Below are 25005 nucleotides of genomic sequence, written 5' to 3'. Positions count from 1 at the left end.
TCAAAAACATCGCTATTCGCGTAGAAAATAGCTTGACGGGACGAATGTCAAGTATATGAAATTCACTTAGTCGATGGCTAAGGCCGCGATTGATGAAAATGTTTTCATGGGAGGATGAAAATGAAAACGTATCTTTCAGGGGCTTTCGCACTGGCGCTGGCCACCGTTTCTTTCGCATGGTCCAGCGTGGCCATGGCGGAAACCCAGACGATCACCTTTCTCTTCACCGACGACGACCAAGCTTACGTCGAGCGGATGGAAGCGCTGAGCAAGGAATTCGAGACGGCGCATCCCGACATCAAGGTGAATTTCGTTTCGTCGGGCTATGATGCCGTCGCCAAGCAGCTGCCGGTGCAGCTCGCCATCGGCGAAGGTCCCGACGTTGCCAAGATCACCGACTGGCAGCTGGCGCCCTATTACCTCGACATGCGCCCGCTGATGAAGGATCCGGACGGCTTCGCCAAGCTGCACGGCGACAGCCTGAACACGCTTCGTTTTCCTGGCGTCAACGATCCGAACTCGATCAACGGCTATGTCGCGTCGCAGACCTTCAACCTGCCCTTCGTCAACAAGACGCTGTTCGAACAGGCGAAAGAACCGCTTCCCCAGCCGACCGCCACGCTGAAGGACATCGTCGAAGCCTCGGCTCGCGTCGCCAAGGCGACGGGCGCCCAGATCCCCTTCACGATGGACCGCTCGGGCCATCGCTTCTCGGGAGCCGCCTTCTCCTACGGCTCCAACTACGTCAAGGACGGCAAGTTCTCGTTCCCGGACGATGCCGCCAAGCACTACATCACCGATCTCTACAACTGGACGAAGGATGGCTCTTTCCCCAAGGAAATGTGGGGTGCGGCCGGCGGAACCCAGTACAAGAACATGGGTGACGAGTTCGTCAACGGCAATGTCGTGACCTATCTCGCCGGCAACTGGATGGTCAATCCGTTCCAGAAGAAGATCGGCGATGCCTTCGACTGGACGGCGATCAGCGCGCCCTGTGGCGATGCCGGTTGCTACGCGATGCCGGGCGGCACCGCGATCGTCGGCTTCAAGCGCACCAAGTACCCGCAGGCCGTCGCTTCCTTCATCGAGTTCCTCGGCTCTGAAAAGGTCCAGCGTGAAATCGCCGAAAACTACGTCATCCTGACCGGCGCCGACATCAAGGACCCGCAGTACAAGCTCGAGAGCAAGAATGCCAAGGACGCCATGGCCGTCTTCCTCGCTGCCCGCAACAGCGCACCGAAGGCAGCTCGCGACCTGGAACGCCTCAAGGGATCGTCTGCCATCTATCAGCTCATCGTCCAGCGCATGAGCCAGCTGATCGTCGGCGAGCTTTCTCTCGACGATACGTTCAAGGCGATGAGCGCTGACGTCGACAAGGTGAACGTGGCGCTCGCCGCCAACAAGTAATCGGCCGCGCCTGCGCCCTCCGCAGAATGCGCGCTGAATCAGCCACGGCCTCGCAACGGGCCGTGGCTGATCGTTTTTTGTCTTACTCACATTCCGATCTCGGACAGTTCGATCAGTTTCGAATTGTCGATGGACCGAACCACGCTACGTCTTCCCCAAGGAAAGGTAGCGTCATGAATGTCATCGAACGAAACAGACAATCCCGCCCGGACCTGAAACCTGCCGCCCTCGCCATTCTCTGCCTGGGCGTGATCGTGGCACAGGTCGATACATCGGTCGTCAATCTCGCGGTCCAGCCGATAGGGCTCGATCTCGGAGCCTCGGTCACCCAGTTGCAATGGGTCGTCGACGCATACAATCTCGTCTACGCAGCACTTCTGATCAGCGGCGGCCTGTTCGCCGATCTCTACGGCCGGCGCCTGATGTTCGTCATCGGCAGCGCTGTCTTTGCCGTCGCGAGCCTCGGCTGCGCCTTCGCCCCGACCATCGCAATCCTGATAGCGACGAGAGCCTCGACCGGCTTCGGCTCCGCCCTGCTCCTTCCGGCCTCGCTTTCACTGATCCGGGTCATCTACCGTGATGAGAAGGTCCGGGCGCGCGCGCTTGGAATCTGGGCCGGCTGCAATGGCATGGCGCTGGCGATCGGCCCGAGTCTCGGCGGCGTCCTCATCCACGATTTCGGCTGGCGATCAGTGTTTTTCGTCGTCATCCCCGTTGGCTTGCTCGCGGCGGCGGGAGCGCAGCTTTTCCTTCCGGAAAGCACCGATCGGCAAGGCAGGTCCTTCGACATGCGGGGTCAATTGCTGGGGATAGCATCGCTGACCGTCCTCACGCTTGCCGCGATCGAATCCTCGCATCTGCCGCTCCAGTGGACCGCGCTGCTGGTAATTGCCGGCGCGGCGCTGTTATTGCTCTTCATCGGGGTCGAGCGACGCCTGGGGCAGCGGGCTCTCGTTCCCATCTCGATGTTTTCCGGCGGCCAATTCCGCGGCGCGATGGCCGGAACGGCAGCCATGACATTCGGCATGTACGGCACGCTCTTTCTCTTTCCACTCGCCTCCCTCGGCCTTGGCCGCCTGACCTCGATCGAGCTTGGGTTGTCGCTGCTGCCGATGGCCCTCAGCTTCATCGCCATCTCGCCCTTCTCCGGCCTGATTGCGGAGCGCTTGGGAAAGAAGAGCACCATCTCGGCGGGGCTGGCGATGATGGGTCTCGGCAACCTCCTGCTCGGCTTATCTTTTTTGGCCGACTGGTTCATCGCCGAAGAGATTGGACTGTTGCTGACCGGCGTCGGCATGGGCATGGCGACAGGGCCTCTGACGGCAGTCGCGGTGTCGACCGTGACCGCCGATCGCGCCGGCACGGCGAGCGCCCTGATCAACGTCGCCCGCATGGTGGGAGCGACTGTCGGCGTCGCCGTCCTAGGCGCTATTTTCGCTTTCCTCGGCGAAGCCGAAACGGCCTTCATCGTCGCGATGGCGGTCGGCGGCAGCGTGCAGATGCTTGGAAGCTTCGTTGCATGGCGCTCGCTGTGAACGGTCGAGCAGCGGTGCGACGATACGATGCAGCGCATATCCGGGTGGTCTTATATATCGGCCGGCAAAGCCGTCGTGACACGAGCCTCGGGAGAGGCTATAGGCGTCGTCGTCAATTCCAAAAGCCGGTAACGCCGGTCATGTCAGCCGTCGATCCGTCTACCATATAGAGGTGCATCTCCATGCCGATGGGTTCCGAGCATCCGCTGCGCAGGGAGTTGCATGACGAGCTCCATGCGCGGCCCTCGCTTTACTTCGACGGCGACACCGATGTCTGGCACGTCGCCATCGTCGGCGATAACGGCTCGTCTCCGCTGCCGGTTTCTCTGCCGGGGCTGGATGACGTCTCCACCACCCACGGAGGCAACCACGGCATCGGCCGCTTCGGCGAGGGCAGGCTGAAGTGGGAGGCCCATACCGAGTTCCTGACGCTGACCTTCGTCACGCCCACGGCTGCCGCGCCCGGCAGCCATCCGCCGGAAGCCTTTCAGGCCTGCTACGGCAAGATCGAAGGAAAGGTGATCGCTGCCGTCCGGGTGCTGGTGCGTGACGAAAAGAACGGACAGGCTCTCGAAAAACCGAATCTTGATTATGTCGCCTCCGAGGTCGGCGGCGGCGATGCCGAAGTGCATTCCAACTTCCGGCTGAGCGACAGCGGCTTCGTCGAATTCCTGTTCTTCAACCGCAATCTCAACGCCTATCGCACCGGCCGCATGGTCCGGCGGTTCCTGGAGATCGAGACCTACAGGATGATGGCGATGCTGGCGATGCCGATGGCGCGCGAGACGATCTCGCAGCTTTCGGCCTTCGACCAGCGCCTCGATCTCCTGATCGCGCACATGCAGAGCGCCGTCAAAGTCGACAAGGCGCTGCTGTCCGAGGTCACCAGGCTCTCTTCCGATGTCCTCAATTTCTCGGCCCTTGCTCGCCACCGTTTCGGGGCGACGACAGCCTATGCCGAGATCGTCGCCAGCCGGGTGTCGGAACTGCGCGAGGAACGCGTCGAGCAGCGCCAGCGGATCGGCACCTTCATCCGCCGGCGCTTCCAGCCGGCCGTCCGCTCGGTGCATGCCGCCGAACGCCGCCTTGATGAACTCGCCGAACGCGTCAGCCTCGCCGGTGACCTCTTGAGAACCACCGTGCAGGTCCAGCTCGAAGATCAGAACGCCTCGCTGTTGACCTCGATGGAGGAGCGGGCGCGTATCCAGGTGCATATCCAGCAGGCGGTCGAAGGCTTCTCCGTCATCGCCATCACCTACTACACCGTCGGCCTCGCCAAGATCTGCCTCGAAAGCATTTCCGAACTCGGCGTCGATCCGCACATGGCCAAGCTCGCCGTGCTCGCCGCCATCCCGCTCGTGCTTTTCGCCGTCTGGACCGCGGTTCGCCACGTCCGCAAGAGCATCGCCGGCGGCACGCACGGGCCGGTATCCGGAAGCCACTGAAGCAACCGTCTGCCGAAGCGGGCGTCAGATCTGCTCCCCGGCGTCATCGCCTCCTTCCAGCTTCTCCAGAAGCGCTTTCATGACGCTGTGTGTCGTCCTGATCTCGGAGACATCGAGACCGTCGGCAAGGCCGCTGGCCCAGGGGGCCTGGAGGCGCATAGCCTCGTTGAAAATCTCCCGCCCCTTCTCCGTCAGCAGAACGAGTTGGGCGCGCCGATGATGCGGGTTGGCCGCAAAGGCGACGAGCCCTTCCTTCTCCAGATCGTTGACGATGCGCTGCACGTTCTGACGGTTGGCGCCCATGTCGCGCGCCAGCCAGGCGACCGGCTGCGGGCGCTCCGACTTACCGACCGTGCCGAGAACATGCCAGCGCGCGCTCGTCAGCCCGAGACCAGCGACCAACCGGTCTCCTGAGGTCAGCATTCGGTTGTTCAGCCTGAACAAGTCGAGGATGAGATCGGTCAATGCGGAACCTGCTGCACTTTGCTCGGCCTCGGTCATTTGTCACCATGCAATTAGATTGACATCATAATGTCAATATCATATGTTTTCTTCATGTCGAATTGACATCATGGAACCATATAGAACGGAGCGAGTCGTGTCACACATTCATCCCTGGACCCTGCCTTTCCGATCGACCGGCAGATCGGGCTCGATGCCTCCCCGGTCGTGCTCATCAATCTCTTTACGCTCGATTTGGACGACGAAGCGAAATTCCTTGAAGTCTGGCAAGACGACGCGGCTTTCATGAAACGCCAGCCCGGCTTCCTCTCCACCCAACTGCACCGTGCTTTGGGCGAAAACCCGACTTATCTCAATTACGCCGTCTGGGAATCCAACGCGCATTTCCGCGCCGCCTTTATCCATCCGGAGTTCAGGGCGAAAACCTCGGCCTATCCGTCTTCCGCGGTTGCCTCACCGCATCTCTTCCAGAAAGTCGCAGTCGCCGGCATCTGCGTCGCCTAGCCGACGAAGCCGAGCCTTTCGGCCATTGGCGCGCCGCTAACGCCGCGCATTATCGTTACAACTTTACTTTGCAGCCATCTTCGCAGCGATGATCGGCATCCCGTTCATCGCACGGAGAAGTGCCGCGCCGTACGCGCTTTTCCCACAATAAAATTTGGATATCGAGTCATGCTGAAAAGACAGGGCGTTCTTGCCGTCGCCGGCCTCATCGCCGTTTTCGCGATCCTTCATCTCGGCCTATCGCCGGATGACTATTCCCTTCGGCTGCTCGGCGCGACCACGCTTGGCGGCGCAGCCTTCTTGCTGATGACGGTTGCCGTCATCCTGTCGACCCGGGCGAGACGGCTGGAGAACCTCTTCGGCGGGCTCGATCGCATGTATCAGGTACATCGCGCAGTCGGCGCCTGCGCTGCGTTCGCCGCCCTCCTGCATTTCTTCACCGTGCCGAAGGCGCTTCCACCCGGCGCCGATCTTGCCGCCAACTCCCTTGTTCCCTCAGCGCCTCTCGGCATCCTCGGCCTTGTCCTGCTGGTCGTCGGGCTGTTCCTCGCACTCAACAGAAAAATCAGCTATTCCCGATGGCGTCCCGCGCATAAGGCGATGGGACTCGTCTATCTGCTGATCCTCGGTCATTTCATGGCCGCACCGCCCGCCCTGCTCGACCATACGAGCCCATCGGTCCTGTTACTGATCGCCGTGGCGGCCATCGGTGTGCCGGCGCTGTTCTATTCGATTTTCGGGCTGGGCAGACGCAGCGCCCGCTCATTCACGATTGAGGCGGTGAACCCCATGGAGCGCGCCACCGAACTCGTTCTGAAGCCCATGGGCAAGCTCTTCGACTTTACGCCGGGGCAGTTCGCCTTCATCGAGGTGCAGGCCAAAGGATGGAACGAGGCGCATCCCTTCACCATATCGAGCGCGCCGGCCGAAAGCCGCCTGCGCTTCACCGTGAGGGATCTCGGCGACTGGACCCGGAAAGTTCGCACTGAGCTGCGCCCCGGCGGCACCGTGCTGGTCCATGGCCCCTATGGCAGGTTCGACAGTGCTCGCGCCGGCACGAAACAGGTATGGATAGCAGGAGGCGTCGGCCTCACCCCGTTTCTGTCGACGCTGCGCGCCATGAAGCCCGGCGACCTCAGGAAGATCACCTTCATCTATGCCGCGCGCAATGAAAGCGAGGCGATCTTTCTCGACGAATTGAAGGCAAAGAGCGCGGAACTCGGCAACGTCGATCTGATCCCGCTGTTTTCCGACAGCGGCGCCTTAGCGCGCGTCGACGATTTGAAGAGCCGGCTGGCGGAACCTCTGCCAGCTTATGATTATTTCCTGTGCGGGCCGAAGCCCATGGTTGAGGGATTGATCTCGGATCTGCGCAAAGCCGGCGTACCGCGCACCCGCATCCATACTGAAGCTTTCGCCTTTCGATGAACGCGCTTTCCCGCCGGGGGCTAACCCGACGGGAAAGGTCGAAGGTTTACGTGGATGGACGTCAGGACGCCATCGCGTAATGGCGATGGTCCGATGCCCGGGCGCTACCCGTCTTGAAGCGCCGCAACAATTCGGCGAGGCTTTCGGTTTCCTGCGTCAGGCTCTGGGCGGCCGCCGTGGTCTCTTCGACCATCGCGGCGTTCTGCTGCGTCACCTTGTCCATCTGATCGCCGGCGGCCGAGACCTCGCGCAGGCTTGTCGCCTGCTCGCGGGCGGCCACCGCGATCTCGGCGACGGTCGCGTTCATGGCGGTGACGTGCTCGACGATCTGTTCCAGCGAGACGCCGGATTCGCCGACCAGCTCGACGCCCGTCTTGACCTGAGTGGAGGAGGTGGAGATCAGTTGCTTGATCTCCCGCGCCGCATTGGCCGAACGCTGGGCAAGCTCGCGGACTTCCTGGGCGACGACGGCGAAGCCCTTGCCCGCCTCGCCGGCGCGCGCCGCTTCGACGCCGGCATTGAGCGCCAGCAGATTGGTCTGGAAGGCGATTTCGTCGATGACGCTGATGATATTGCCGATCTTCGACGACGAATTTTGGATTTCCGTCATCGCCGCGATGGCGCGGGAAACGATCTCGCCGCCCTTTTCGGCATTGGTGCGGGCTGTGGCCACGACAGCCTGGGCGCGGCTTGCGCCCTCCGCCGTTCCATTGACACCGCGGGTGACGTCGCCGAGCGCTGCGACTGTTTCCTCAAGGGAAGCTGCCTGCTGCTCGGTGCGGCGGGCAAGATCGTTGGAGGCCGTGGAGATTTCCGAAAGGCCCGACCGGATCGTGGCGACCGCCCGAATGACGGAGGCGACGGCCTCTTCAAGGCTTGCGACCGAATTGTTGAAATGGTCGCGAATCCTGACGTAGCGATGATCGACTTCGCCGACGCGGACGGTGAGATCGCCCTTCGAGAGTGCGTCCAGCCCGACGGAGATCTGGCGGAAAGCATGTTCCATCACCTGCGCGTCGGAGAGCCGCTCGGCTTCCTGGCGCAGCCGCTCTTCTTCGGCCGCCAGACGGGCGCGTTCGGCATTGGCTTCAGCGATCAGCTTGGCGCGTCCGGTCTCCTGGAAAACCTTCAGCGAACGGGCCATGGCGCCGAGTTCGTGACGATGCTCGACGCCGGTGATCACGATCCGTTCGTCGCCGCGGGCAAGCTGCTCCATGGACTGCGCCATCTTGCGAACGGCCGAGGAAATCAGGCGACCGACAAAATAGGAGAGCACGAGACCGATGACGATCAGCAGGCCGCTGATGACGAGCGTCGTGCTGGTGGCGGAGGCAACGGTCGCTTCCACAGAACCGTCAATGTTCTTCTGTGCGCCGGTGACGGTCGCCTGCAGATCCTTGAACTCGCCCGATATTTTCGACGCCAGCACGTTGAGCTGCGTCTGGCGGATATTGCCGGAGGCCTGCAGCACTTCCTTCATATCGCCGAGACGGGCGGTGTAGTTTTGCATGAGCTGGCCGGCGCCCATCAGGCGCTTCTTCTGCAGCTCGTTCTTGGCAGCCTTGGCGGCGGCATCGTTCAGCGCCACCGCTTCGGCGAGCGCTGCCTGCGCCGTGTCATAGGCGGCGAAATCGTTGGAATGGACGAAGCGCTCGGAGAAATAAAGGCTGCGGTTCAGGGCTTCCAGCGTTTCCGCAGTCATGTGCAGCAGGGCCACGTCATTCTGGCGCCAGGCGCTGCGCATGACGTCATTGAGCGCGATGCTGGTCCAGGGGCCGAATTCGGTCACCTTGGAGATCAGCAGATCGCGCCGGGCCTGAAGGGTGACGATCTGTTCGAAGGCCTTGCCATAGGCGGCAATGTCCTGACGGATCGCGGCAAGACCAGCCTGCAGATCCTTATTGTCGGCAAAACGCGGATCGTCCGTTTCGAAAGCTTTGACGCCGGCACGGAAACTGTCGACGACAGCCTGCGACGGCGTGGAGCGGAAGGCCTCGGCCGACATCTGGATCTCGTGGAGCTGGTCGCTGTAATCCGAGATGGCAAGGCTCTGGCCGGCGGTGGCGCGATAGGAGGCGAAGATGGCGGCGAGCCCGTTCATGCCGGAGATCGCGCTGACGGTAAGAAGGCTCATCAGCAGGATCAGCGGCACGAAGCCCGAGGTGATCTGCGCGCGAATGCCGAATTTATTCCAGAAATGCAACATCATAGGCCTCTTATGCTCACTGGCTCTTCGGCAGGTATTGGGCAATGTTTTCAGGTGTGACGAGTTCGAAGGGAACGTTGTTTTCGCGCGGCACCTTCTCCTTTTTGATGAGCTTCATGGCAGCATCGACCGCAGCCGCGCCCTGGCCGACAGCGCTCTGGAGAACGGTGACATCGAGATCGCCCGCTACCATTGCGGCAAGCGCATCGTCGGTCGCGTCGACGCCGCCGACGACGACGTCCTTCATCGGGATATTGGCTTTCTTCATGGCGCGGATCGCACCGAGCGCCATCTCGTCATTGTTGGCGATAACAGCATCGAACTTGACGCCGGCCGCCAGCCATTCCTGCATCTGCTGATCCGCATAATCGCGCGACCAATAGGCCGCTTGCTGCTCGACGATCTCGAGGCCTTTGCATTCCGGCGTCGCGATGACATCTGATATGTCCTGAGTGCGGGTGCGGGCGGCCACATGGAAGACCTCCCCCATCAGCACGACCACGCGGCCCTTGCCCTTGAGGAGAGAGCATACTTGCTTCGTCTCCAGCGTACCGGAGTCTTTCTCATCGGAGGCGACAACAACCTGATTGTCCGGCAAGTCCGCGAGATTGGAGGGCGTCGTGTTGATGTAAACAAGCGGAATGCCGGCATCCCCTGCGATCTTGGTCATTTGCGGTCCGAGATCGCCATCAGACAGCATCATGATAATGGCATCGACCTTGTCGGCGACGAACTGCTGAACCTGCTTCTTCTGCAGTTCATTGTCGCCATTGGCATTCTCGGTGACGAGCTTGAGACCCGGTATCGTCTTCCCGTGCGAGACGACGCCGTTCACCAGCATCTCTCTGAATTTGTCGAGATTGGTCATCGAAACCCCGATCGTCTGCGCATTGGCGACAGAGACCGATATCGCCAGAGCGATGAATGCAAGCGTGGCCGTTTTCATGAATTCCCCTGCACAATTCGGATATGAACGCCTTATTTCAAATCTTGGTTAAAATATTACTTTTCATCCGGAAGGCAGAAGCATCGAATGGCGACATGATCTTGCCGCGATGCAAACGCCTCTCGCCGGCAAGTTGCTGCGCCGGAGCACATCGCGCCGAACTTGACGCGAAGGCTTCAAATCTTTGTTTAACCGGAGCTATCTTCCGCCGAATCCGGAACTGACGGCAATGCCTCTATAGATCACCCGCTGCAGCACGATGGCCAGGATCACGCCCGGCACCATGGAGATCGTCGCACCCGCCATGATGTAGTTCCAGGCGGTGCCCTGCTGTGTCTGAAACAAGGTCAGCCCGAGCGGCAGCGTCGCCTTTTCGACGCCGCTGGTGGCGATCAGCGGCCAGAGGAAGCTCTTCCACTGGGCGATGAAGGTGAAGAGCGCGAGCAGGCCGATCGCCGGCATGGCGAGCGGAACGATGACGGTCACCAGGATGCGCAGGCGCGAAGCCCCGTCCATCATCGCCGCCTCGTCGAGATCCTTGGGAATGCCGAGGATGAACTGGCGCAGCAGGAAAGTGCCGAAGGAAGAAAAGGCGACCGGCAGGATCATGCCGTGATAGGTGTTGATCCAGCCGAGTTTGCTGACGACGAGGAAGAGCGGGATGACCAGCATCACCTGCGGGATCATCAGCGTGCTGAGATAGGTGAGCAGCAATCCTTCCTGTCCTGGAAACCGCAGCCGGGCGAAAGCATAGGCAGAAAGGCAGGATACCACGATGACGATCGCTGTCACGCCGCAGGCGACGACGAGGGAATTCAACAGGAAGACGCCGAAGGGCAGCGAGACCAGCGCTTCGACGAAATTGCCCCACTGGTACTCCTCGGGGAAAATGCGGACCGGCACGGCCATCACCTCGGCATTGGAGCGCACCGCGTTCGATACCATCCAGAAGAAGGGAAAGAGGAAGAGCAGCGCGACCAGTGAAAGCCCCGCATAGCTGACGAACGTGCCGATGCGCCGCAACAGGCGATGCCGGTTCGCCGAGACGGAATGCGGATGCCGTGAGGTCGGGCTATTCGTCATAATGCACCCATTTGCGCTGCATGCGGAACTGCAGGATGGTGAGCGCCATGATCATGACGAACATCACCCAGGCGAGCGCCGAGGCATAGCCCATCTGAAAATTGGTAAAGCCCTTCTGATAGATGGCGAAGCCGAGGGTCGCCGTCGCCGAGCCGGGACCGCCGCGCGTCATCGCGAAAATCTCGTCGAAGACCTGCAGCGAGGTGATGGCCGTCATCACGGTGGCGAAGAAGACCGTCGGCGAAATCAGCGGCAGGCGGATGCGCCAGAAGCGCCGCCAGGGACCGGCGCCGTCGATCATCGCCGCCTCGAGATAATGCTTCGGCACCAGATCGAGCGCGGCGTTGAACATCACGACGTTATAGCCGACATTGGCCCAGAGCGTGACGATCACGACCGCCTGCATCGCCCAGCTCGAACTCAGCAGGAAATTCGGCAGGCCGAGGCCGAGCGAGCGGATGACGCTGTCGGCGAGCCCGTCCGGCGTGAAGATCAGCAGCCACACCACGGAAGCCGCAATCGTCGGCGTGAAGGTCGGCAAGAAGAAGATCACCCGGAAGATCGCCTTGCCGTGCTGGAGGCTCGATATCCACACCGCGAGCGTCAGCGAGACGATGATGTTTACGGCCAGATATTCGACGGCGAAGAACAGCGTGTTTCCCAATATGGTGGAGAATGAGGGATCGACGGTGAAGAGCTTGATATAATTCTGAAAGCCGACGAAGGACGGCGTCGAGATCAGCTGCCAGTTGGTGAAGGAGAGCGCCAGCGACGCCACGATCGGCAGGGCCATGAAGATCATGAAGCCGAGGAAACTCGGCAGCAGGAACACCATCGCCGTCTGCGTCTCAGGCTTCAGGAAGCGCCGTGGCTGAACGGGCTGCAAGGGGAGTTCGGCGACGGCGCTTTCCGACATGTCTTCCTCCATGCCCGGCAGGTTCCGCCGTGGCGAGAGCTTGCGCATGATCCCCGAAATCGCAGCGGATTGTCCAAGGGATCATGCGGGGATTCAAAGCGACGGCGCCCTATTGCTGCGCGAGGCTCTGGATGGCGTCCATCGTCTGCTTGGCGTCGGCGCTGCCGGCGAAGGCGGGCGGGAAATACTGGTTGAAGAGGTTTTCCACCGCCGCCCAGTTGTTGGTGATCACGTAGGGCACGGAATGCGCCAGGGAATAGTCGATGGCCTCGCCGCCGTTGGTAATGTCCTTGGCCGCCACCTTGTACCACGAGGATTGCGAGGCCGTGCGCGCCGGCAGCGCCCGCCCCTGTTCGGCGAGATACTGCAAGGCCTCCGGGCTGGTCAGCACCTGGATCGCCTTCCAGGCAGCGTCCTTGTTCTTGCTCGTCGTGGCAATGCCGAAACCGGAACCGGCGGTGACGGCCGTAAGCTCTCCTTCTCCGCGCGGCAGTGTGGTGGAACCGACCTTGAACTTGACCTTGTCCTTCATGCCGATGATCGACCACGGACCGTCGACATACATGGCGACATTGCCCGAGTAGAACCGGCCTTGGATGACCGTGCCGGCATCGGCGCTCGACGGCACCAGCGGCGCGATCTTGTCCTTGGCGGCAAAGCCGATCACCGTCTCGGCAGCGGTAATGGCACTCGGATTGGTAAGGTCGAGTTCTCGAGCATCGTTGACGTATTTATCGCCCCAGGCCGATGCCAGGACCGAATAGTTCTGCGGGGTGATGCCGAAGCCGTATTTGCCGTCCTTCGTCAGCTTCTTGGCGGCATCGGTGAATTCGGCCAGCGTCCAGCCCGGTTTCGGCAAGGCAATGCCGGCGGCTTCGAAGGCATCCTGGTTGTAATAGACGACCCACGGACCGACGTCATAGGGCAGGCCGTACAGCTGCTTGTCGATGGACATGCCGCCGATGATCGAGGACGTAAAGGCGCCGACATCGAATTTATCGGCGGCGATCCGATCGTTCAGCGGCTCCAGCAGCGAATAGAAGTTCGGCATGCGCAGCGATTGCATGGAAACGATATCGGCAAGCTGGCCCGATGCCGCCAGCACAGGCAGCCGGGTCCAATAATCGACCCAGCCCGTCGTCGTCAGCGTCACCTTGATATCGGGATACTTGGCGGTCACCATATCGGCCAGGTGCTGCCAGCCTTTGGTGTCGGCATCGGAGCCGGTCCACATCTGCCAGGTCAGATTGACCTGCTCGGCCGATGCGGCTGTGGCAAAAAGGCTGCCGCCGATTGCGGCAAGCATAAGCGTCTTCTGCAGAACCTTCATGGGTTTCTCCTCCCTCCATGAACGCAATGGACAGGCAAGTGCGATCGACTACGCCTTGAGGACGATCTCGATCACCGGCACGGTAACGTCGGGTCGCCGGACCGGCAGTTCGAGCATGATCATGCCTTCCGGCACCATCACGCCGATATTGGAATCCACATCCCTGGTATGGCCGAGCCAGCGAACTTCGCTCGCGTCATGCAGGAACTGCGCATAGGCGATCCTGTCGGCAAGGCCCTCGATATGGATGTGGCGGTAGGGCCAGTTGTAGACATGCAGGTAGAGGCGATTGCCGCGCTGGGTATAGCGGCAGCCGGCCGGCGCCGGATAGGCGGACGGCCCTGCCCCGTAGATGGAACGTCCGTTGACGGCCGTCCAGTTCTGGTAGACTTCGAGCGCATCGATGGCGCGCGCGTCGAACGTCCCGCGGCCGGTCGGACCGACATTCATCAGGAGGTTGCCGCCGAGCGCGACGGAATCGATCAGCAATTGGATGATCTGCTCCGGGCTCTTCCAGCTATCCTCATCGCGGTGATAGCCCCAGGAGCCGCTGAAGGTATGGCAGGCTTCCCAGAGCACCCCCTGGCTCGCAATAGCCGGTGCCACGCGCGGCGTATATTGCTCCGGCGTCGTCACGTCGGGCAGCGTGCCGGGCGGCAGATCGAGGCGGTTGTTGACGATGATTTCGGGCTGCAGTTCGCGCACCAGCGCAAGCAGTCGCTCGCTTTCCCAATCGGCGCGCCCCTTGCCGGGCAGGCCGCGATATTCGCGCCGGGGATAGCTGAAATCGAACCAGATGATGTCGATGCGGCCGAAGCCGGTCAGGAGTTCACGCACCTGTTCGCGCATATAGGCGGCGTAATTGGCGATGTTGCGACCGGCGTTCAGAGCCTCGGCTTGCGGATGGTTGCGCAGGGGATGATGAACATCGATCGGAAAGTCGGGGTGGTGCCAGTCGAGCAGTGAATAGTAGAAACCGATCTTCAGCCCTTCGGCGCGGAAGGCTTCGACGAGCGGCGTCAGGAGATCCCTGCCGCAGGGCGTGTTCGGCGCCTTGTAGTCGGTCACCTTGCTGTCCCAGAGGCAGAAGCCTTCGTGATGCTTGGTCGTCACCACGACGTATTTCATGCCGGCAAGACGTGCGCGGCGCGCCCACTGCTTGGGATCGTAAAGATCGGGATCGAAATTGTCGAAATAACGCTGATAATGATCGTCGCTCAGCTCCTCGCGGTTCTTCAACCACTCGTGCCGCGCTCCCAGCGCATAAAGGCCCCAATGGATGAACATGCCGAGGCGATCATGACTGAACCAGGCGTGTTTGCCCGCTCCCGATGCCGGATTTTCCGGCAGGCGCTCCGAACTCGTCACAGGTTTCTCCTCCCTGTTTTCCGGCTCCACATCATGTCGAACCGGTTCGGTGACTGACCATCTTCCTTGATCCCATATCTGTCAAGCCGAAATTCGCGAATTGCAGAACTGCGAAGTAAATGCGCCACAAATGAGTAATCCAGCAGGATATGTTGCGCAGACGAATAAAATCTGACAAAAGAAAGCTTTAGAACCGGTTCGATAGATATGACAACCATACGCGATGTCGCACGCCTTGCGGGGGTTTCGATCTCGACCGTCTCGCTGGCGCTCAACAGCCCGAAGCGGGTCGGCGCCGAGACACTCGACCGCATCCAGCAGGCGATACAATCGACGGGCTACCGCATCGATCCGGTGGCCCAGACGCTGGCGCGCGGGCGCAGTTCGCTGATCGGCTTCGTCTCGGCCAATCTCGGCAACATGTTCTTCGGCGACATCCGCCGCGAGATCGAGCACCAGGCGCTCGACCACGGCTATTTCGTGCTGATCGCCGACTCCTCCGGCCGGGCCGATCTCGAACGGGCGCTGCTGGAGCGACTGGAGGCACAGAAGATCGCCGGCATTGCGCTGGCGACAAACGGGCGCGGAGCCGAATACGCGACTTTCCTGCGCGACTTCAAGACGCCGATCGTCATGTTCGACCAAAAGGTCGAGGGCGCCCAACGCGATTTCGTCGGCTCCGACAATCCGCTGACGACGACCATCCTGACCGAGCACCTGCTGCAACTCGGCCACCGGCGCATCGCCTTCATATCAGGCCCCTCCGGCCTGCACACCGCCGACGAGCGTCTGAAGGGTTTTATGGACACCATGGCCGGAGCCGGCGTGGACGTCGACCCGTCACTGGTGGTCGAGGGCGGCTATACCAGGAGCGGCGGCCATGCGCAGGCGATGCGCCTGCTCACCCGCCGCGACCGTCCGACCGCCATTATCGGCGCCAACAACATGACCGGGCTGGCAACCCTGCAGGTGATGCAGGAAATGGGCTTCCGCTGTCCCGACGACGTCTCGCTGGCAATGGTCGACGACGTACCCTGGAGCAACGTCATCACGCCGCGCATCACCATGGTCGTGCAGGATGCGCAGAAACTCGGCGAACTGGCCGCCCAGCGCCTGCTCGCCAGGATCGCAAGCCCGGAAGCCGCCACCGAGCCGCCGCAGGATTTCATCCTGACGCCGAGATTCGTGCGCGGGGAGTCGACAAGGCGGCTGTGAGGCCGCTGACCTAAACTTCCTTACGAGGCAAGGGAAGAGGCCGATCATCATCGAGGCTATCGGCCCATGTTTGCATCAACCCGTGATCGACAGTCCTGCCCTCGTCCACATCGACCAGTGCTTCAAGAGTCAAACTGCGGCGCTTTTCCTGCACACGCGGAGGCGGAACCTGTTCAGCCGGGATTCTGGTTTCCATCGCAGCTCTCTTATCGACCATCGCAATCATAGCGAATAACTCAGATCATATGCAACGGGGGCCACCCTACCGCCAAAACCGGCAAGCACCCACAATCGTGCGTCCATTGAAAGATCACAAGATTTGTCATACATGTGTGATGAATCGTAAAATTTCGGGATGTCGCGGCCCTGGCCGGCGGGATCGAAGCCGATGCGGGGATCGAGGCGTGGCTATGCAGGGGAAGGATCGCAGCAGGGGCTCGGGGTCGTTGGTCGCACAGGTCGGCGAGAGCCTGCGGCAGGCGATCCTAAGCGGCCAATATGCCGCCGGCGACAAGCTTCCGAGCGAGCATGAGCTGACCGAGACGCACAGCGTCAGCCGGACCGTCGTGCGCGAAGCCGTGGCAGCCCTTCGCTCCGATGGGCTGGTCGAAGTGCGTCAGGGCGCGGGCATTTTCGTACTTGGCACCGATCCCGCGCTCTCCGGACGGAAAGTGGACAAGGCTCGCGTCGCCTCCGATCTGGAAGTGCTGGAGATCCGCACACCCGTCGAAATCGAGGCGGCGGGGCTTGCCGCGCTCCGCCGTTCGCCGGCGCAGGAGGAAGCGATCTTCGAATGCCACCGGAAAATCCTCCAGTGCATCGAGGCCGATCAATCCATCCGCGAGGCCGATCTCGATCTCCATGTCGCGATCGCCGAGGCGACGAACAATCCGCTGTTCAAGCACTTCCTGGAATCTCAGGGCGCAGCGATCATTCCACAGTCGAGGCTCGTGCCGGAAACGAGGACCGTCGAGCAGACCGCCTACCGAAAGCTCATCCACAGGGAACACGAAGCAATCGTCGTCGCCATTTCCGACCGGGACGATCAGGCCGCCCGCAATGCCATGCGCGAGCATCTGGTCGGCAGCCAGGCGAGATATCGCAACCTGCTCAAGGATCTGCGAAGCTTTACCAGCTGATATCCACTCCCGAGCGTTCGAACGCCCTGGCGGGAGACAAAGCCGGCGAAAAGCTCCTCAACGTTGCAAGCCGCCCGCCCTGCAGGCGTGGGCGTCGGCGCATCATTTTCCCGCCGGTTCACTCAACAGATTGATCGTCTGCCGCTGAAAGCTAGTTGAAAGCTTCGACGTCTTAGGAAAGAGCAGCATCGTGGAGGAGACACGGGTTGAGGTGACGAGACGACGATGCATGCAAACCATCAGGAGGAGATATCAATGCGTTCTTCACGCAGCCTTTTTCACACCGTCGCTTTTTCCGCGCTTCTCGCCGCAGCCACGTTCACATCAGGCGCCGCCCATGCGGCCGACAAGATCACCATCATGGTCGGCGGCTATGAGAAGCAGATCTATCTGCCCGCCAAGCTCGCCGAATCCCTCGGTTACTTCAAGGACGAAGGTCTCGACGTCGAACTGCTGAACGAAGCTGCCGGCGTCGATGCCGAAAACCAGCTTCTGGCAGGCGCCGTGCAGGGCGTCGTCGGCTTCTATGACCACTGCGTGGACCTCCAGGCCAAGGGCAAGTTCGTCGAATCCGTCGTCCAGTTCAGCCAGGCGCCGGGCGAGGTCGAGATGGTCTCGAGCAAACATCCCGAAATCAAGTCGCCGGCCGACTTCAAGGGCAAGAACCTCGGCGTCACCGGCCTCGGCTCGTCCACCAACTTCCTGACGCTGTTCATGGCCTCGAAGGCTGGCCTGCAGCCCGGCGACGTCGTCACCATTCCGGTCGGCGCCGGCGGCACTTTCATCGCCGCCATGCAGCAGGATCAGATCCAGGCCGGCATGACGACGGAGCCGACCATCTCGCGCCTGATCAAGACGGGCGAAGCGAGCGTTCTCGTCGACATGCGCACGGTCGACTCGACCCGCAAGGCGCTCGGCGGAACCTATCCGGCCGCCTCGCTCTACATGGAAACCTCCTGGGTCGACGCGCACAAGGAAGAGGCGCAGAAGCTCGCCAATGCCTTCGTCAAGACGCTGAAGTACATCAACACGCATTCCGCCGCCGAGATCGCCGACAAGATGCCGAAGGATTTCTACGTCGGCGACAAGGACGGCTACATCAAGGCTCTCGACGAGGGCAAGGGCATGTTCACGCCCGACGGCGTGATGCCGGAAGATGGCCCGAAGACCGTGCTTGCCGTGCTCTCGGAGTTCTCCAAGAACGTCAAGGGCAAGCAGATCGATCTTTCCAAGACTTACACGACTGAGTTCGTCAAGAACGTCAAGTAAATCAGTCGCGCCGCTTCCTGCTTCCGCCGGGAGCGGCGTCCGTTTGATCATGGGCTTTGCGTGCGCGCCCTCAAGCACGCCTCAGGTATCACCATGCAACAGGACAACAAACAGATCCCGGCGATCGAGCTGATCAATGTCAGCCGGCGCTTCGTCTCGCCGACCGGCAAGTCCCTGACGGCGCTGCGCGATTTCAACATGACGGTCGCCCGCGGCGAATTCGTCGCCGTCGTCGGCCCCACAGGATGCGGCAAGTCGACGACGCTCAATCTCGTGACGGGCCTCGCACGCCCGAGCGCCGGCGAAGTCCGCCTGATGGGCGGGCCGATCACCGGCATCGACCCGCGTGTCGGCTTCGCATTCCAGACCGATGCGCTCTTTCCCTGGAAGAACGTAATCGAAAACGTCATGGCCGGCCCGCTGTTCCGCGGCAAGTCGCGCACCGAGGCGGAACAGAGCGCCCGCGACTGGCTGGCGCGCGTCGGCCTGTCGAAGTTTCTCCATCACTATCCCCATCAGCTCTCCGGCGGCATGCGCAAGCGCGTCTCGCTGGCGCAGACCTTCATCAACGAACCTGAGATCCTGCTGATGGACGAGCCCTTCTCGGCGCTCGACGTCCAGACCCGCACGGTCATGCACGAAGAGCTGCTGAAGCTCTGGGCGGAGCGCAAGGCGTCCGTGGTGTTCGTCACCCACGATCTCGAAGAAGCCGTGGCGCTTGCAGACAAGGTTTATGTGCTCACTGCCGGCCCAGCCACGGTCAAGTCGGTCTATCCGATCGATCTTCCGCGCCCGCGCGTGGTCTCGGAGATCCGCTACGAGCAGAGCTTCATCGACTATTGCAAGACCATCTGGGAGGACCTGCGCGAAGAGGTCGAAACCAGCTACCGCCGCGCAAGCGAAGCGGCCTGACGGGAGGATATCATGGCAAACACGACTTTCGAGGCCGCATCGGCCACCCTGTTTCGTCCGGGCACGTCGGATGCCGAGATCGAAGCCTCCGCAATGAAGGCGATACGCCGGCGCAACACGCTGGTGCGCTTCTGGCAGATCGCCATCCTGGTCTTCGTGATCGGCATGTGGGAGCTCTCCTCCAACATGAACTGGATCGACCCGTTCTTCTATTCGAGCCCGAGCGGCGTCCTTGCACGGCTCTACGAATGGGCGACCGAAGGCACCACCGAAGGGTCGCTCTGGTATAATCTCTGGGTGACGATGGAGGAGGCGCTGATCGGCTTCTTCGCAGGCTCGATCACCGGCGTCTTCGTCGGCATCGGCCTCGGCCGCAACCGCTTCCTGTCCGACATTTTCTCGGTCTACATCAAGGCGATCAACTCGATCCCGCGCGTCGTCCTTGCACCGATTTTCATCATGATCATGGGGCTCGGCCTGCCGTCCAAGGTGGCGCTCGCCTTCATCATGGTGTTCTTCGTTGTCTTCGCCAACGCCTTCCAGGGTGTGCGCGAAGCCGACCGCAACATGATCGCCAACGCCCGCATCCTCGGCGCGTCCGACTGGCAGGTGACTCGCACCGTCGTTATCCCTTCGGCGATGAGCTGGATCTTCGCCAGCCTGCACGTCTCCTTCGGCTTTGCGATCATCGGCGCCATCGTCGGCGAATTCGTCGGCGCCCGCTTCGGCATCGGCCAGTTGATCTCGATCGCCAAGGGAACCTTCGACGCCGCCGGCATGTTCGCGGCCATCCTCCTCGTCATGGTCGTCACGCTTGTTGCCGAATACATCATGACGCTGATCGAGAACCGCCTGGCGAAATGGCGCCCGCAGCAGCATCTCGATACGCAGTAATCAGATCGGCCTCCCCTCCCAAGGCAGATCGAAACGAAGGCCGGGCGCAACACCCGGCCTTCTTTTTATTGACCGTGTCATCCGGCGCATGCCCCTTCCGCCTGCCAGCTTCGTAACGCGGGGCGAAGGGGATATGCCGCAACCTCTCCGTTCCTCTCAGGCCTCTCGTAAGGCACGTCCCCTCGCCCCGTTTACGGGGAGAGGGTTAGGGCGAGGGGCAGCTTTCGGGTCCGAACCGGACAGCATGGACAAGCCCAAGCACGACCGTTCAGGCAAGCGGAAGCCTCACGGTCACGATGAGACCGCCGCCGTCCGCGTCGTCAAGCGAGACCGAACCTCCCGCCCCTTCGACGACCTCGCGCACAATCGCAAGCCCGAGGCCACTCCCTTCGCTATCGGTTCCCATGATCCGGTAGAATCTTTCAAAGACCTGTTCGCGCTCGCCTTCGGGAATGCCCGGCCCATTGTCCTCGACGGTAATCAACGCGCTTCCATCCGCCTGCCCGACGGCGACGGTCACCCGTCCATCGGCGCAGGTATAGCGGATTGCGTTGTCGATGAGATTGACGAGCATCTCGCGCAGCATCGTGCCGTCGCCCTCGACGACGACAGCCCCGTCCGCTTCCAGCCCGAGATCGATGTTGCGCCTCAGCGCCTCTTCGGCATAGGCCTCCAGGATCTCACGGGCGGCCTTGCTGAGATCGGTAGCATCGCTGCGCGGGCGGCGGCTGCCGGGCTCGGCCCGCGACAAGGTGAGAAGCTGGCTGGCGAGACGCGAAATCTGCCGAGTGCTGGTGCGCAGCGCAGCAAGCGCCTCGTCGCGGCGGGCGGCATCGTCTTCGCGGGAAGCCACGCTCGCCTGTGTCGAAATCAGTGCGAGCGGCGTTCTCAGCTGATGCGCCGCGTTCGATACGAACCGCCGCTGCGCTGCCATCTGGTTCTGAACGCGCTCCATGTAATCGTTCAGCGCGTGCACGAGCGGGCGCAGTTCGCTCTGGACCATCTCCGGCGGCAGCGGATCGAGACGGTTGCGCCCTCGCCGGCGCACGGCGTCCCGCAGCCTGAGCGCCGGCGCCAGGCCGCGCTGAAGCCCGAGGATGGTCACCAGGCTTGCGACGAAGACAAGCACGAACTGCTTGGAAAAGTCCGAAAGCCATAGCTGCCGCCGCATCGCATACTGGCTCTTATGGGTCACCGCGACGGTCACCGAAATCGTGCCGTCATCGGGAAGCCCGACGACGGGATGGTCGAGCATGATGACGCGCACGTCGGCGCCATGGAAAGTGCGATCCTCGCCCGCCCGCTGGACGGCCGGCCTCGGCAGGTCAGGAAAGCCGCTCACCAGGCTGCCCCAGGCGGTGATGACCTGGTAGGATACGCGGTCGCCGAAGCCTGTATCGAACATCTCGAGAGCAGCCGGCGGCACATCCACCTGAACATTGCCGCCCTCATCGACGCGGACGGCCTCGGCGATGACGCGGGCGGAGGCCAGAAGCGTTCGATCCGTCACCAGCTTTGCCGTCGCGTCGGCCGACCAGAAGCTGTCGTAAAGATTGAAGGCGATCGCGCCGAAGAGCGTCAGCAGCACCCAGCAGAGCAATTGTACTCTCAGGCTCTGGCTGAGCTGCGCGATCGTTCCGCCAGCCTTTGTCACGATGCTATTGGACATGTCTGAGGAGATAGCCGAGCCCGCGCAGCGTCGCGATCTGAACCGAACTGTTTTCGAGCTTCTTGCGCAGCCTGTGGACATAGATTTCGATGGCGCTCGGATCGGCCTCGTCGTCGAAACCGAAGACGCTTTCGGAGAGAGCGGCTTTCGAGACGGTGGTGCCGAGCTTCATGACCAGTTGTTCGAGAACGGCATATTCCCGCGGCGTCAGCTGCAGCGGCTCGCCTTCGACGAAAAACTGCCGCGTGCCGCCGGAAAAGCGCAGGTTCCCGACTGTGATCTCCGAGGATGCCCGATCCTGGCCGCGGCGGACGACCGCGCGAATTCTCGCTTCGAGTTCGGCGATTTCGAAGGGCTTGGCGAGATAGTCATCAGCGCCGCTGTCGAGCCCGGCCACACGGCCGTCCAGGCTCGCATTCGCAGTCAGGATGATGACCGGCAGCTTGTTTCCCGATTGCCTCAGCCGCTTCAAAAGCGTCAGCCCGTCCAGCTTGGGCAGCGAAAGATCGAGGATCATCGCCGAATATTCCGCCACCCTGAGCATATGCTCGGCGTCCTCGCCATCATAAGCAATGTCGATAGCGTATTGCGCCTGTCGCAGGGCTTTGCCCAGCCAGGCCGCCAGATCCTTGTTGTCCTCCACCACAAGCAGTCTCATCCATCCCCCTTAGCATGTGCAGAGGGCTTGGCGGAAGCGTGTGCATGCAAGGCCGGCGTGCGTTGGATATCGCCCGCCCCTCCGAACACAATCCCACCCATGGAAGCCATTGGCGTGATTTGTCCGCTATTTGTCCGGCACGTGCATTTTCCTGTGGCTTGAGATTGCGGAATATGGCTTCATCATCAACATCCAAGGAGCAAAAAATGTCCGGCCACGATACCATCCTTCTCGTGATAGACGCCCAGGAGTCCTTCCGGCAGCGCGATTATTGGGATGAAGGTCTCGCCTCCGCCTATATCGGTCGCCAGCAGGCACTGATCGATGGCGCCGAGGCCAGCGGGATACCCGTCGTCCAGATCTTCCATGTCGATGGAAGCGGGCCGTTTTCGGAGGCCTCCGGCTTCGTCAGAACACTCGCCCCGCTCAGGATCGCACCTGAAGCGATCTTCAAGAAGAGCCGCCACAGCGCGCTCGTCGGCTCCGGGCTCGACGTATGGCTGACCGAAAATGGCGTTCGCCGCATCATCGTCTCCGGCATCCGCACTGAGCAGTGCTGCGAGACAACGACCCGCCATGCCTCGGATCTCGGCTACCGGGTCGACTATGTCGGCGAAGCGACCCTGACTTTCCCGATGACCGACGCGGCGGGACGCACCTGGAGCGCCGGAGAAATCCGAGGCCGCACGGAACTGGTCCTGTCTGGCCGTTTCGCCCGGATCGTCACGGTCGACCAGGCGCTGGCGGGGCGCGGAGAGCAACTCGCGGCATGACGGATACAGCGCAGCCCTTCGATATTTCCGTCTACGTCGTCGTGCCGCCGCGCGTGCTGCTGCTCGATGTCGCCGGCCCGATCGAAGTGCTGCGCAAGGCGAACATCGAACAGACGGCGGTGCGTTTCACCGTCACCTATATCGGCCCATCGGCGACGGTCGGCAGCTCAATCGGCCTTGCCGTGACCGGTGTCGCCGCCTTGCCCGAGCGCCTGCCCGATCAAGCGCTTGTCGTCATCGCCGGCAGCGCTGACGCGCCGATGGAAAACAACCGTCCGTGGGACGAAGAGGAGCGCGCCGCCCAAGCCGCGATCGTCGCTTGGCTGAAGCGGGCCATTCGTCCGGGGGTTCGGCTGGCCTCGATCTGCTCGGGCGCCTTGCTCGCCGCCGAGGCCGGCATGCTCGACGGCCGCGAATGCACCACCCATCACGGCTGCATGGAGGACCTCGCGAGGCTTGCGCCCACCGCGCGCATCCGGGACAACAGGCTTTATGTCGAGGATGGAGAGCGCCTGACGAGCGCCGGCATCACCGCCGGCATCGACCTCATGCTGCACATCGTTGCCGAAGCGGCCGGACATGCCTGTGCGCTTGCGGTGGCGCGCTATCTCGTCGTTTATCTCAGGCGCGGCGGCTCGGATCCGCAGCTTTCGCCCTGGCTCGAAGGCCGCAACCATATCCACCCGGCCATTCATCGCGCCCAGGACGCAGTCGCCGCCGATCCCTCCCGTGACTGGTCGGTCGCCTCGCTCGCGCGCCTCAGCGGCGCCAGCCCGCGAAACCTCTCACGACTGTTCAACGAACATACCGGCATGAGCGTCACGGATTTCGTCAACCGCATGCGCGTGGCGCTCGCCCGCGAGATGCTCGCCGGCTCGAGGCTGGATATGGAGGCGGTGGCAATGCGCGCTGGTTTCGGCTCGGCCAGGCAGTTGCGCCGCGCCTGGAACCGCCTGCATGACAGCCCGCCGAGCGCGGCGCGGCCCAAAATGGCCCTCGGCTCATAGAGGAAGCGGAAGGGCGTGCCCGGCCTCGTCTTCGACAGCGACGGCCGCCACTTCCGTCCCCCAGATTTCGATCTGAGTCAGCGCCGGAAAGGGCGAACTGTCCTCGGCCTTTACAAGGCCGTGCAGTTCCATCCATACGATGATGCACGACTCTATCGCAAAGCTCTGCGCGGCGCCCGATTTCACCAGCGACAATGAAAAACTCGTGCCATTCGAGAAGGTGACGTTCGCCTTTTCCCACCAGGAATCATGCGGGAAATCCGCCCGGAGATAGACGACGATCTCGTCGATCCGCACCGGCCGGCCGAATTCCACCGTCAGCGCGGCTTGAGGATCGCGGTTGATGCCCCAGCTGGTATAGGGCCAGAAGCCGTGATTGTCGTTGGCCTTTTCACCGTCAATGGCGTTGCGCGCAGCGAAGGCGGCCTCGCCGCGGGTTTCCACATTGGCATGCGCATGCGGAAACAGCGTGCGGTTGGCGTGATCGTCCCAGGGGTTCAGGGCAAGATTGCGTCTTTGAGCAACCTCGTCGGGCCGAGCGCGTCTTGCAGAAAGCCGGTGGATCTCACCCTTGAAGGCGTTCGGCGAATAGGACTTTCGCTTGTCGCCGAAGGGCACGGCAAGCGAATAGGCGCCTTCCCTGATGTAGACCAGGGCGGGATGGACCGCGCTGTCCAGAGCGAGGAAGATATGCCCCGGCTCGGAAGCCTCGACGATGACGCAGTCGCCCTCGCTATAGCTCAGACGATAGACCAGAAACGTCTCGTCCTGCCCTGTCGAGCTTGCCAGCACGAACCCATCGGCATCCACGATCTTCAGCGTCAATTCCATGCTCACCC

22 protein-coding genes and 1 pseudogene are annotated in these 25005 nt (G+C 62.0%); 12 read left to right on the top strand and 11 right to left on the bottom strand.

Going from position 1 to position 25005, the window contains the following annotated elements; translation table 11 throughout:
- The first annotated feature begins 120 nt into the window (after positions 1 to 120).
- The 3 genes from GGD57_RS05650 (at position 121) to GGD57_RS05640 (ending at position 4387) form a co-directional block, all read left to right on the top strand.
- Positions 121 to 1407, top strand: coding sequence for an ABC transporter substrate-binding protein (locus GGD57_RS05650; RefSeq protein ID WP_184467688.1), 1287 nt, complete (start codon positions 121 to 123; stop codon positions 1405 to 1407).
- Positions 1408 to 1580: 173 nt separating this feature from the next.
- Complete coding sequence (locus GGD57_RS05645) at positions 1581 to 2942, top strand: MFS transporter (protein WP_184467686.1); 1362 nt, start codon at positions 1581 to 1583, stop codon at positions 2940 to 2942.
- A gap of 182 nt (positions 2943 to 3124) precedes the next feature.
- The gene (locus tag GGD57_RS05640) at positions 3125 to 4387 is read left to right on the top strand and encodes a DUF3422 domain-containing protein (protein WP_184467683.1); all 1263 of its coding nucleotides are present in this window, start codon (positions 3125 to 3127) and stop codon (positions 4385 to 4387) included.
- Positions 4388 to 4411: 24 nt separating this feature from the next.
- Here the strand turns inward: GGD57_RS05640 and GGD57_RS05635 are convergent, their stop codons facing one another.
- Positions 4412 to 4888 (bottom strand): MarR family winged helix-turn-helix transcriptional regulator, encoded by a 477-nt coding sequence (locus GGD57_RS05635; RefSeq protein ID WP_184467681.1) that lies wholly within the window; start codon positions 4886 to 4888, stop codon positions 4412 to 4414.
- A 114-nt stretch (positions 4889 to 5002) separates the two neighbouring features.
- Here GGD57_RS05635 and GGD57_RS05630 point away from each other — a divergent pair, with 114 nt between their 5' ends.
- On the top strand, positions 5003 to 5353 hold the full coding sequence (locus tag GGD57_RS05630; RefSeq protein WP_184468022.1) for an antibiotic biosynthesis monooxygenase family protein: 351 nt from the start codon (positions 5003 to 5005) through the stop codon (positions 5351 to 5353).
- Between the two features lie 168 nt (positions 5354 to 5521).
- The gene (locus tag GGD57_RS05625; protein WP_184467679.1) at positions 5522 to 6781 is read left to right on the top strand and encodes a ferredoxin reductase family protein; all 1260 of its coding nucleotides are present in this window, start codon (positions 5522 to 5524) and stop codon (positions 6779 to 6781) included.
- A 61-nt stretch (positions 6782 to 6842) separates the two neighbouring features.
- Here the strand turns inward: GGD57_RS05625 and GGD57_RS05620 are convergent, their stop codons facing one another.
- The 6 genes from GGD57_RS05620 to GGD57_RS05595 all read right to left on the bottom strand — a co-directional run bounded on the left by GGD57_RS05620 (position 6843) and on the right by GGD57_RS05595 (position 14630).
- Positions 6843 to 8987, bottom strand: a complete 2145-nt coding sequence (locus GGD57_RS05620; protein ID WP_184468020.1) for a methyl-accepting chemotaxis protein — start codon at positions 8985 to 8987, stop codon at positions 6843 to 6845.
- A 16-nt stretch (positions 8988 to 9003) separates the two neighbouring features.
- Entirely contained in the window at positions 9004 to 9933 is a 930-nt protein-coding gene (locus GGD57_RS05615; RefSeq protein ID WP_184467677.1) for a substrate-binding domain-containing protein, read from the bottom strand.
- A gap of 198 nt (positions 9934 to 10131) precedes the next feature.
- A complete protein-coding gene (locus GGD57_RS05610) occupies positions 10132 to 11016 on the bottom strand; it encodes a carbohydrate ABC transporter permease (protein ID WP_184467675.1) in 885 nt (294 codons plus the stop codon).
- Positions 11006 to 11932, bottom strand: a complete 927-nt coding sequence (locus tag GGD57_RS05605; protein WP_432443278.1) for a carbohydrate ABC transporter permease — start codon at positions 11930 to 11932, stop codon at positions 11006 to 11008. The genes GGD57_RS05610 and GGD57_RS05605 overlap by 11 nt, the downstream gene beginning before the upstream one ends.
- A 109-nt stretch (positions 11933 to 12041) precedes the next feature.
- Positions 12042 to 13262: an ABC transporter substrate-binding protein gene (locus GGD57_RS05600; protein ID WP_184467671.1), complete on the bottom strand. Its 1221-nt coding sequence runs from the start codon at positions 13260 to 13262 to the stop codon at positions 12042 to 12044.
- Between the two features lie 48 nt (positions 13263 to 13310).
- The gene (locus GGD57_RS05595) at positions 13311 to 14630 is read right to left on the bottom strand and encodes an alpha-L-fucosidase (protein WP_184467669.1); all 1320 of its coding nucleotides are present in this window, start codon (positions 14628 to 14630) and stop codon (positions 13311 to 13313) included.
- A gap of 207 nt (positions 14631 to 14837) precedes the next feature.
- Here GGD57_RS05595 and GGD57_RS05590 point away from each other — a divergent pair, with 207 nt between their 5' ends.
- Positions 14838 to 15845: a LacI family DNA-binding transcriptional regulator gene (locus GGD57_RS05590; RefSeq protein ID WP_184467667.1), complete on the top strand. Its 1008-nt coding sequence runs from the start codon at positions 14838 to 14840 to the stop codon at positions 15843 to 15845.
- Positions 15846 to 15855: 10 nt separating this feature from the next.
- Here the strand turns inward: GGD57_RS05590 and GGD57_RS05585 are convergent.
- Positions 15856 to 15996 (bottom strand): annotated as a pseudogene (locus tag GGD57_RS05585) (CopG family transcriptional regulator); the annotation flags it as partial.
- 259 nt (positions 15997 to 16255) lie between these two features.
- Here GGD57_RS05585 and GGD57_RS05580 point away from each other — a divergent pair.
- The 4 genes from GGD57_RS05580 (at position 16256) to GGD57_RS05565 (ending at position 20059) form a co-directional block, all read left to right on the top strand.
- Positions 16256 to 16984 carry a FadR/GntR family transcriptional regulator gene (locus tag GGD57_RS05580; RefSeq protein ID WP_184468015.1) on the top strand — a complete coding sequence of 243 codons (729 nt, stop codon included), beginning with the start codon at positions 16256 to 16258 and terminating at the stop codon, positions 16982 to 16984.
- A gap of 255 nt (positions 16985 to 17239) precedes the next feature.
- A complete protein-coding gene (locus GGD57_RS05575; protein WP_097613638.1) occupies positions 17240 to 18253 on the top strand; it encodes an ABC transporter substrate-binding protein in 1014 nt (337 codons plus the stop codon).
- 93 nt (positions 18254 to 18346) lie between these two features.
- On the top strand, positions 18347 to 19165 hold the full coding sequence (locus GGD57_RS05570) for an ABC transporter ATP-binding protein (protein WP_184467665.1): 819 nt from the start codon (positions 18347 to 18349) through the stop codon (positions 19163 to 19165).
- A 12-nt stretch (positions 19166 to 19177) separates the two neighbouring features.
- Complete coding sequence (locus GGD57_RS05565; protein ID WP_184467662.1) at positions 19178 to 20059, top strand: ABC transporter permease; 882 nt, start codon at positions 19178 to 19180, stop codon at positions 20057 to 20059.
- A 268-nt stretch (positions 20060 to 20327) separates the two neighbouring features.
- On the opposite strand, the gene GGD57_RS05560 is transcribed toward GGD57_RS05565, so the two are convergent.
- Entirely contained in the window at positions 20328 to 21728 is a 1401-nt protein-coding gene (locus GGD57_RS05560; protein WP_184467660.1) for a sensor histidine kinase, read from the bottom strand.
- A complete protein-coding gene (locus tag GGD57_RS05555) occupies positions 21718 to 22386 on the bottom strand; it encodes a response regulator (RefSeq protein ID WP_184467658.1) in 669 nt (222 codons plus the stop codon). The genes GGD57_RS05560 and GGD57_RS05555 overlap by 11 nt, the downstream gene beginning before the upstream one ends.
- Positions 22387 to 22592: 206 nt before the next feature.
- On the opposite strand from GGD57_RS05555, the gene GGD57_RS05550 reads away from it, so the two are divergent.
- Both GGD57_RS05550 and GGD57_RS05545 read left to right on the top strand, forming a co-directional pair.
- Positions 22593 to 23159, top strand: a complete 567-nt coding sequence (locus tag GGD57_RS05550) for an isochorismatase family protein (RefSeq protein ID WP_184467656.1) — start codon at positions 22593 to 22595, stop codon at positions 23157 to 23159.
- Complete coding sequence (locus tag GGD57_RS05545) at positions 23156 to 24166, top strand: GlxA family transcriptional regulator (protein ID WP_184467654.1); 1011 nt, start codon at positions 23156 to 23158, stop codon at positions 24164 to 24166. The genes GGD57_RS05550 and GGD57_RS05545 overlap by 4 nt, the downstream gene beginning before the upstream one ends.
- Here the strand turns inward: GGD57_RS05545 and GGD57_RS05540 are convergent.
- Positions 24161 to 24997: a carbohydrate-binding protein gene (locus GGD57_RS05540; RefSeq protein WP_184467652.1), complete on the bottom strand. Its 837-nt coding sequence runs from the start codon at positions 24995 to 24997 to the stop codon at positions 24161 to 24163. The genes GGD57_RS05545 and GGD57_RS05540 overlap by 6 nt on opposite strands.
- Positions 24998 to 25005: the final 8 nt, after the last annotated feature.

Source organism: Rhizobium esperanzae, assembly GCF_014197615.1.
GTDB lineage: Bacteria > Pseudomonadota > Alphaproteobacteria > Rhizobiales > Rhizobiaceae > Rhizobium > Rhizobium esperanzae_A.
This window is presented reverse-complemented; position numbering and strand designations above follow the sequence as displayed.

What these genes read in the sequence shown, in the direction of transcription:
- GGD57_RS05545 (WP_184467654.1), top strand. Translation starts at nt 23,156, where the DNA reads ATGACGGATACAGCGCAGCCCTTCGATATTTCCGTCTACGTCGTCGTG.
- GGD57_RS05620 (WP_184468020.1), bottom strand. Translation starts at nt 8,987, where the DNA reads ATGTTGCATTTCTGGAATAAATTCGGCATTCGCGCGCAGATCACCTCG.
- GGD57_RS05625 (WP_184467679.1), top strand. Translation starts at nt 5,522, where the DNA reads ATGCTGAAAAGACAGGGCGTTCTTGCCGTCGCCGGCCTCATCGCCGTT.
- GGD57_RS05645 (WP_184467686.1), top strand. Translation starts at nt 1,581, where the DNA reads ATGAATGTCATCGAACGAAACAGACAATCCCGCCCGGACCTGAAACCT.
- GGD57_RS05575 (WP_097613638.1), top strand. Translation starts at nt 17,240, where the DNA reads ATGCGTTCTTCACGCAGCCTTTTTCACACCGTCGCTTTTTCCGCGCTT.
- GGD57_RS05605 (WP_432443278.1), bottom strand. Translation starts at nt 11,932, where the DNA reads ATGTCGGAAAGCGCCGTCGCCGAACTCCCCTTGCAGCCCGTTCAGCCA.
- GGD57_RS05540 (WP_184467652.1), bottom strand. Translation starts at nt 24,997, where the DNA reads ATGGAATTGACGCTGAAGATCGTGGATGCCGATGGGTTCGTGCTGGCA.
- GGD57_RS05565 (WP_184467662.1), top strand. Translation starts at nt 19,178, where the DNA reads ATGGCAAACACGACTTTCGAGGCCGCATCGGCCACCCTGTTTCGTCCG.
- GGD57_RS05650 (WP_184467688.1), top strand. Translation starts at nt 121, where the DNA reads ATGAAAACGTATCTTTCAGGGGCTTTCGCACTGGCGCTGGCCACCGTT.
- GGD57_RS05550 (WP_184467656.1), top strand. Translation starts at nt 22,593, where the DNA reads ATGTCCGGCCACGATACCATCCTTCTCGTGATAGACGCCCAGGAGTCC.
- GGD57_RS05580 (WP_184468015.1), top strand. Translation starts at nt 16,256, where the DNA reads ATGCAGGGGAAGGATCGCAGCAGGGGCTCGGGGTCGTTGGTCGCACAG.
- GGD57_RS05570 (WP_184467665.1), top strand. Translation starts at nt 18,347, where the DNA reads ATGCAACAGGACAACAAACAGATCCCGGCGATCGAGCTGATCAATGTC.
- GGD57_RS05600 (WP_184467671.1), bottom strand. Translation starts at nt 13,262, where the DNA reads ATGAAGGTTCTGCAGAAGACGCTTATGCTTGCCGCAATCGGCGGCAGC.
- GGD57_RS05610 (WP_184467675.1), bottom strand. Translation starts at nt 11,016, where the DNA reads ATGACGAATAGCCCGACCTCACGGCATCCGCATTCCGTCTCGGCGAAC.
- GGD57_RS05555 (WP_184467658.1), bottom strand. Translation starts at nt 22,386, where the DNA reads ATGAGACTGCTTGTGGTGGAGGACAACAAGGATCTGGCGGCCTGGCTG.
- GGD57_RS05590 (WP_184467667.1), top strand. Translation starts at nt 14,838, where the DNA reads ATGACAACCATACGCGATGTCGCACGCCTTGCGGGGGTTTCGATCTCG.
- GGD57_RS05560 (WP_184467660.1), bottom strand. Translation starts at nt 21,728, where the DNA reads ATGTCCAATAGCATCGTGACAAAGGCTGGCGGAACGATCGCGCAGCTC.
- GGD57_RS05635 (WP_184467681.1), bottom strand. Translation starts at nt 4,888, where the DNA reads ATGACCGAGGCCGAGCAAAGTGCAGCAGGTTCCGCATTGACCGATCTC.
- GGD57_RS05615 (WP_184467677.1), bottom strand. Translation starts at nt 9,933, where the DNA reads ATGAAAACGGCCACGCTTGCATTCATCGCTCTGGCGATATCGGTCTCT.
- GGD57_RS05640 (WP_184467683.1), top strand. Translation starts at nt 3,125, where the DNA reads ATGCCGATGGGTTCCGAGCATCCGCTGCGCAGGGAGTTGCATGACGAG.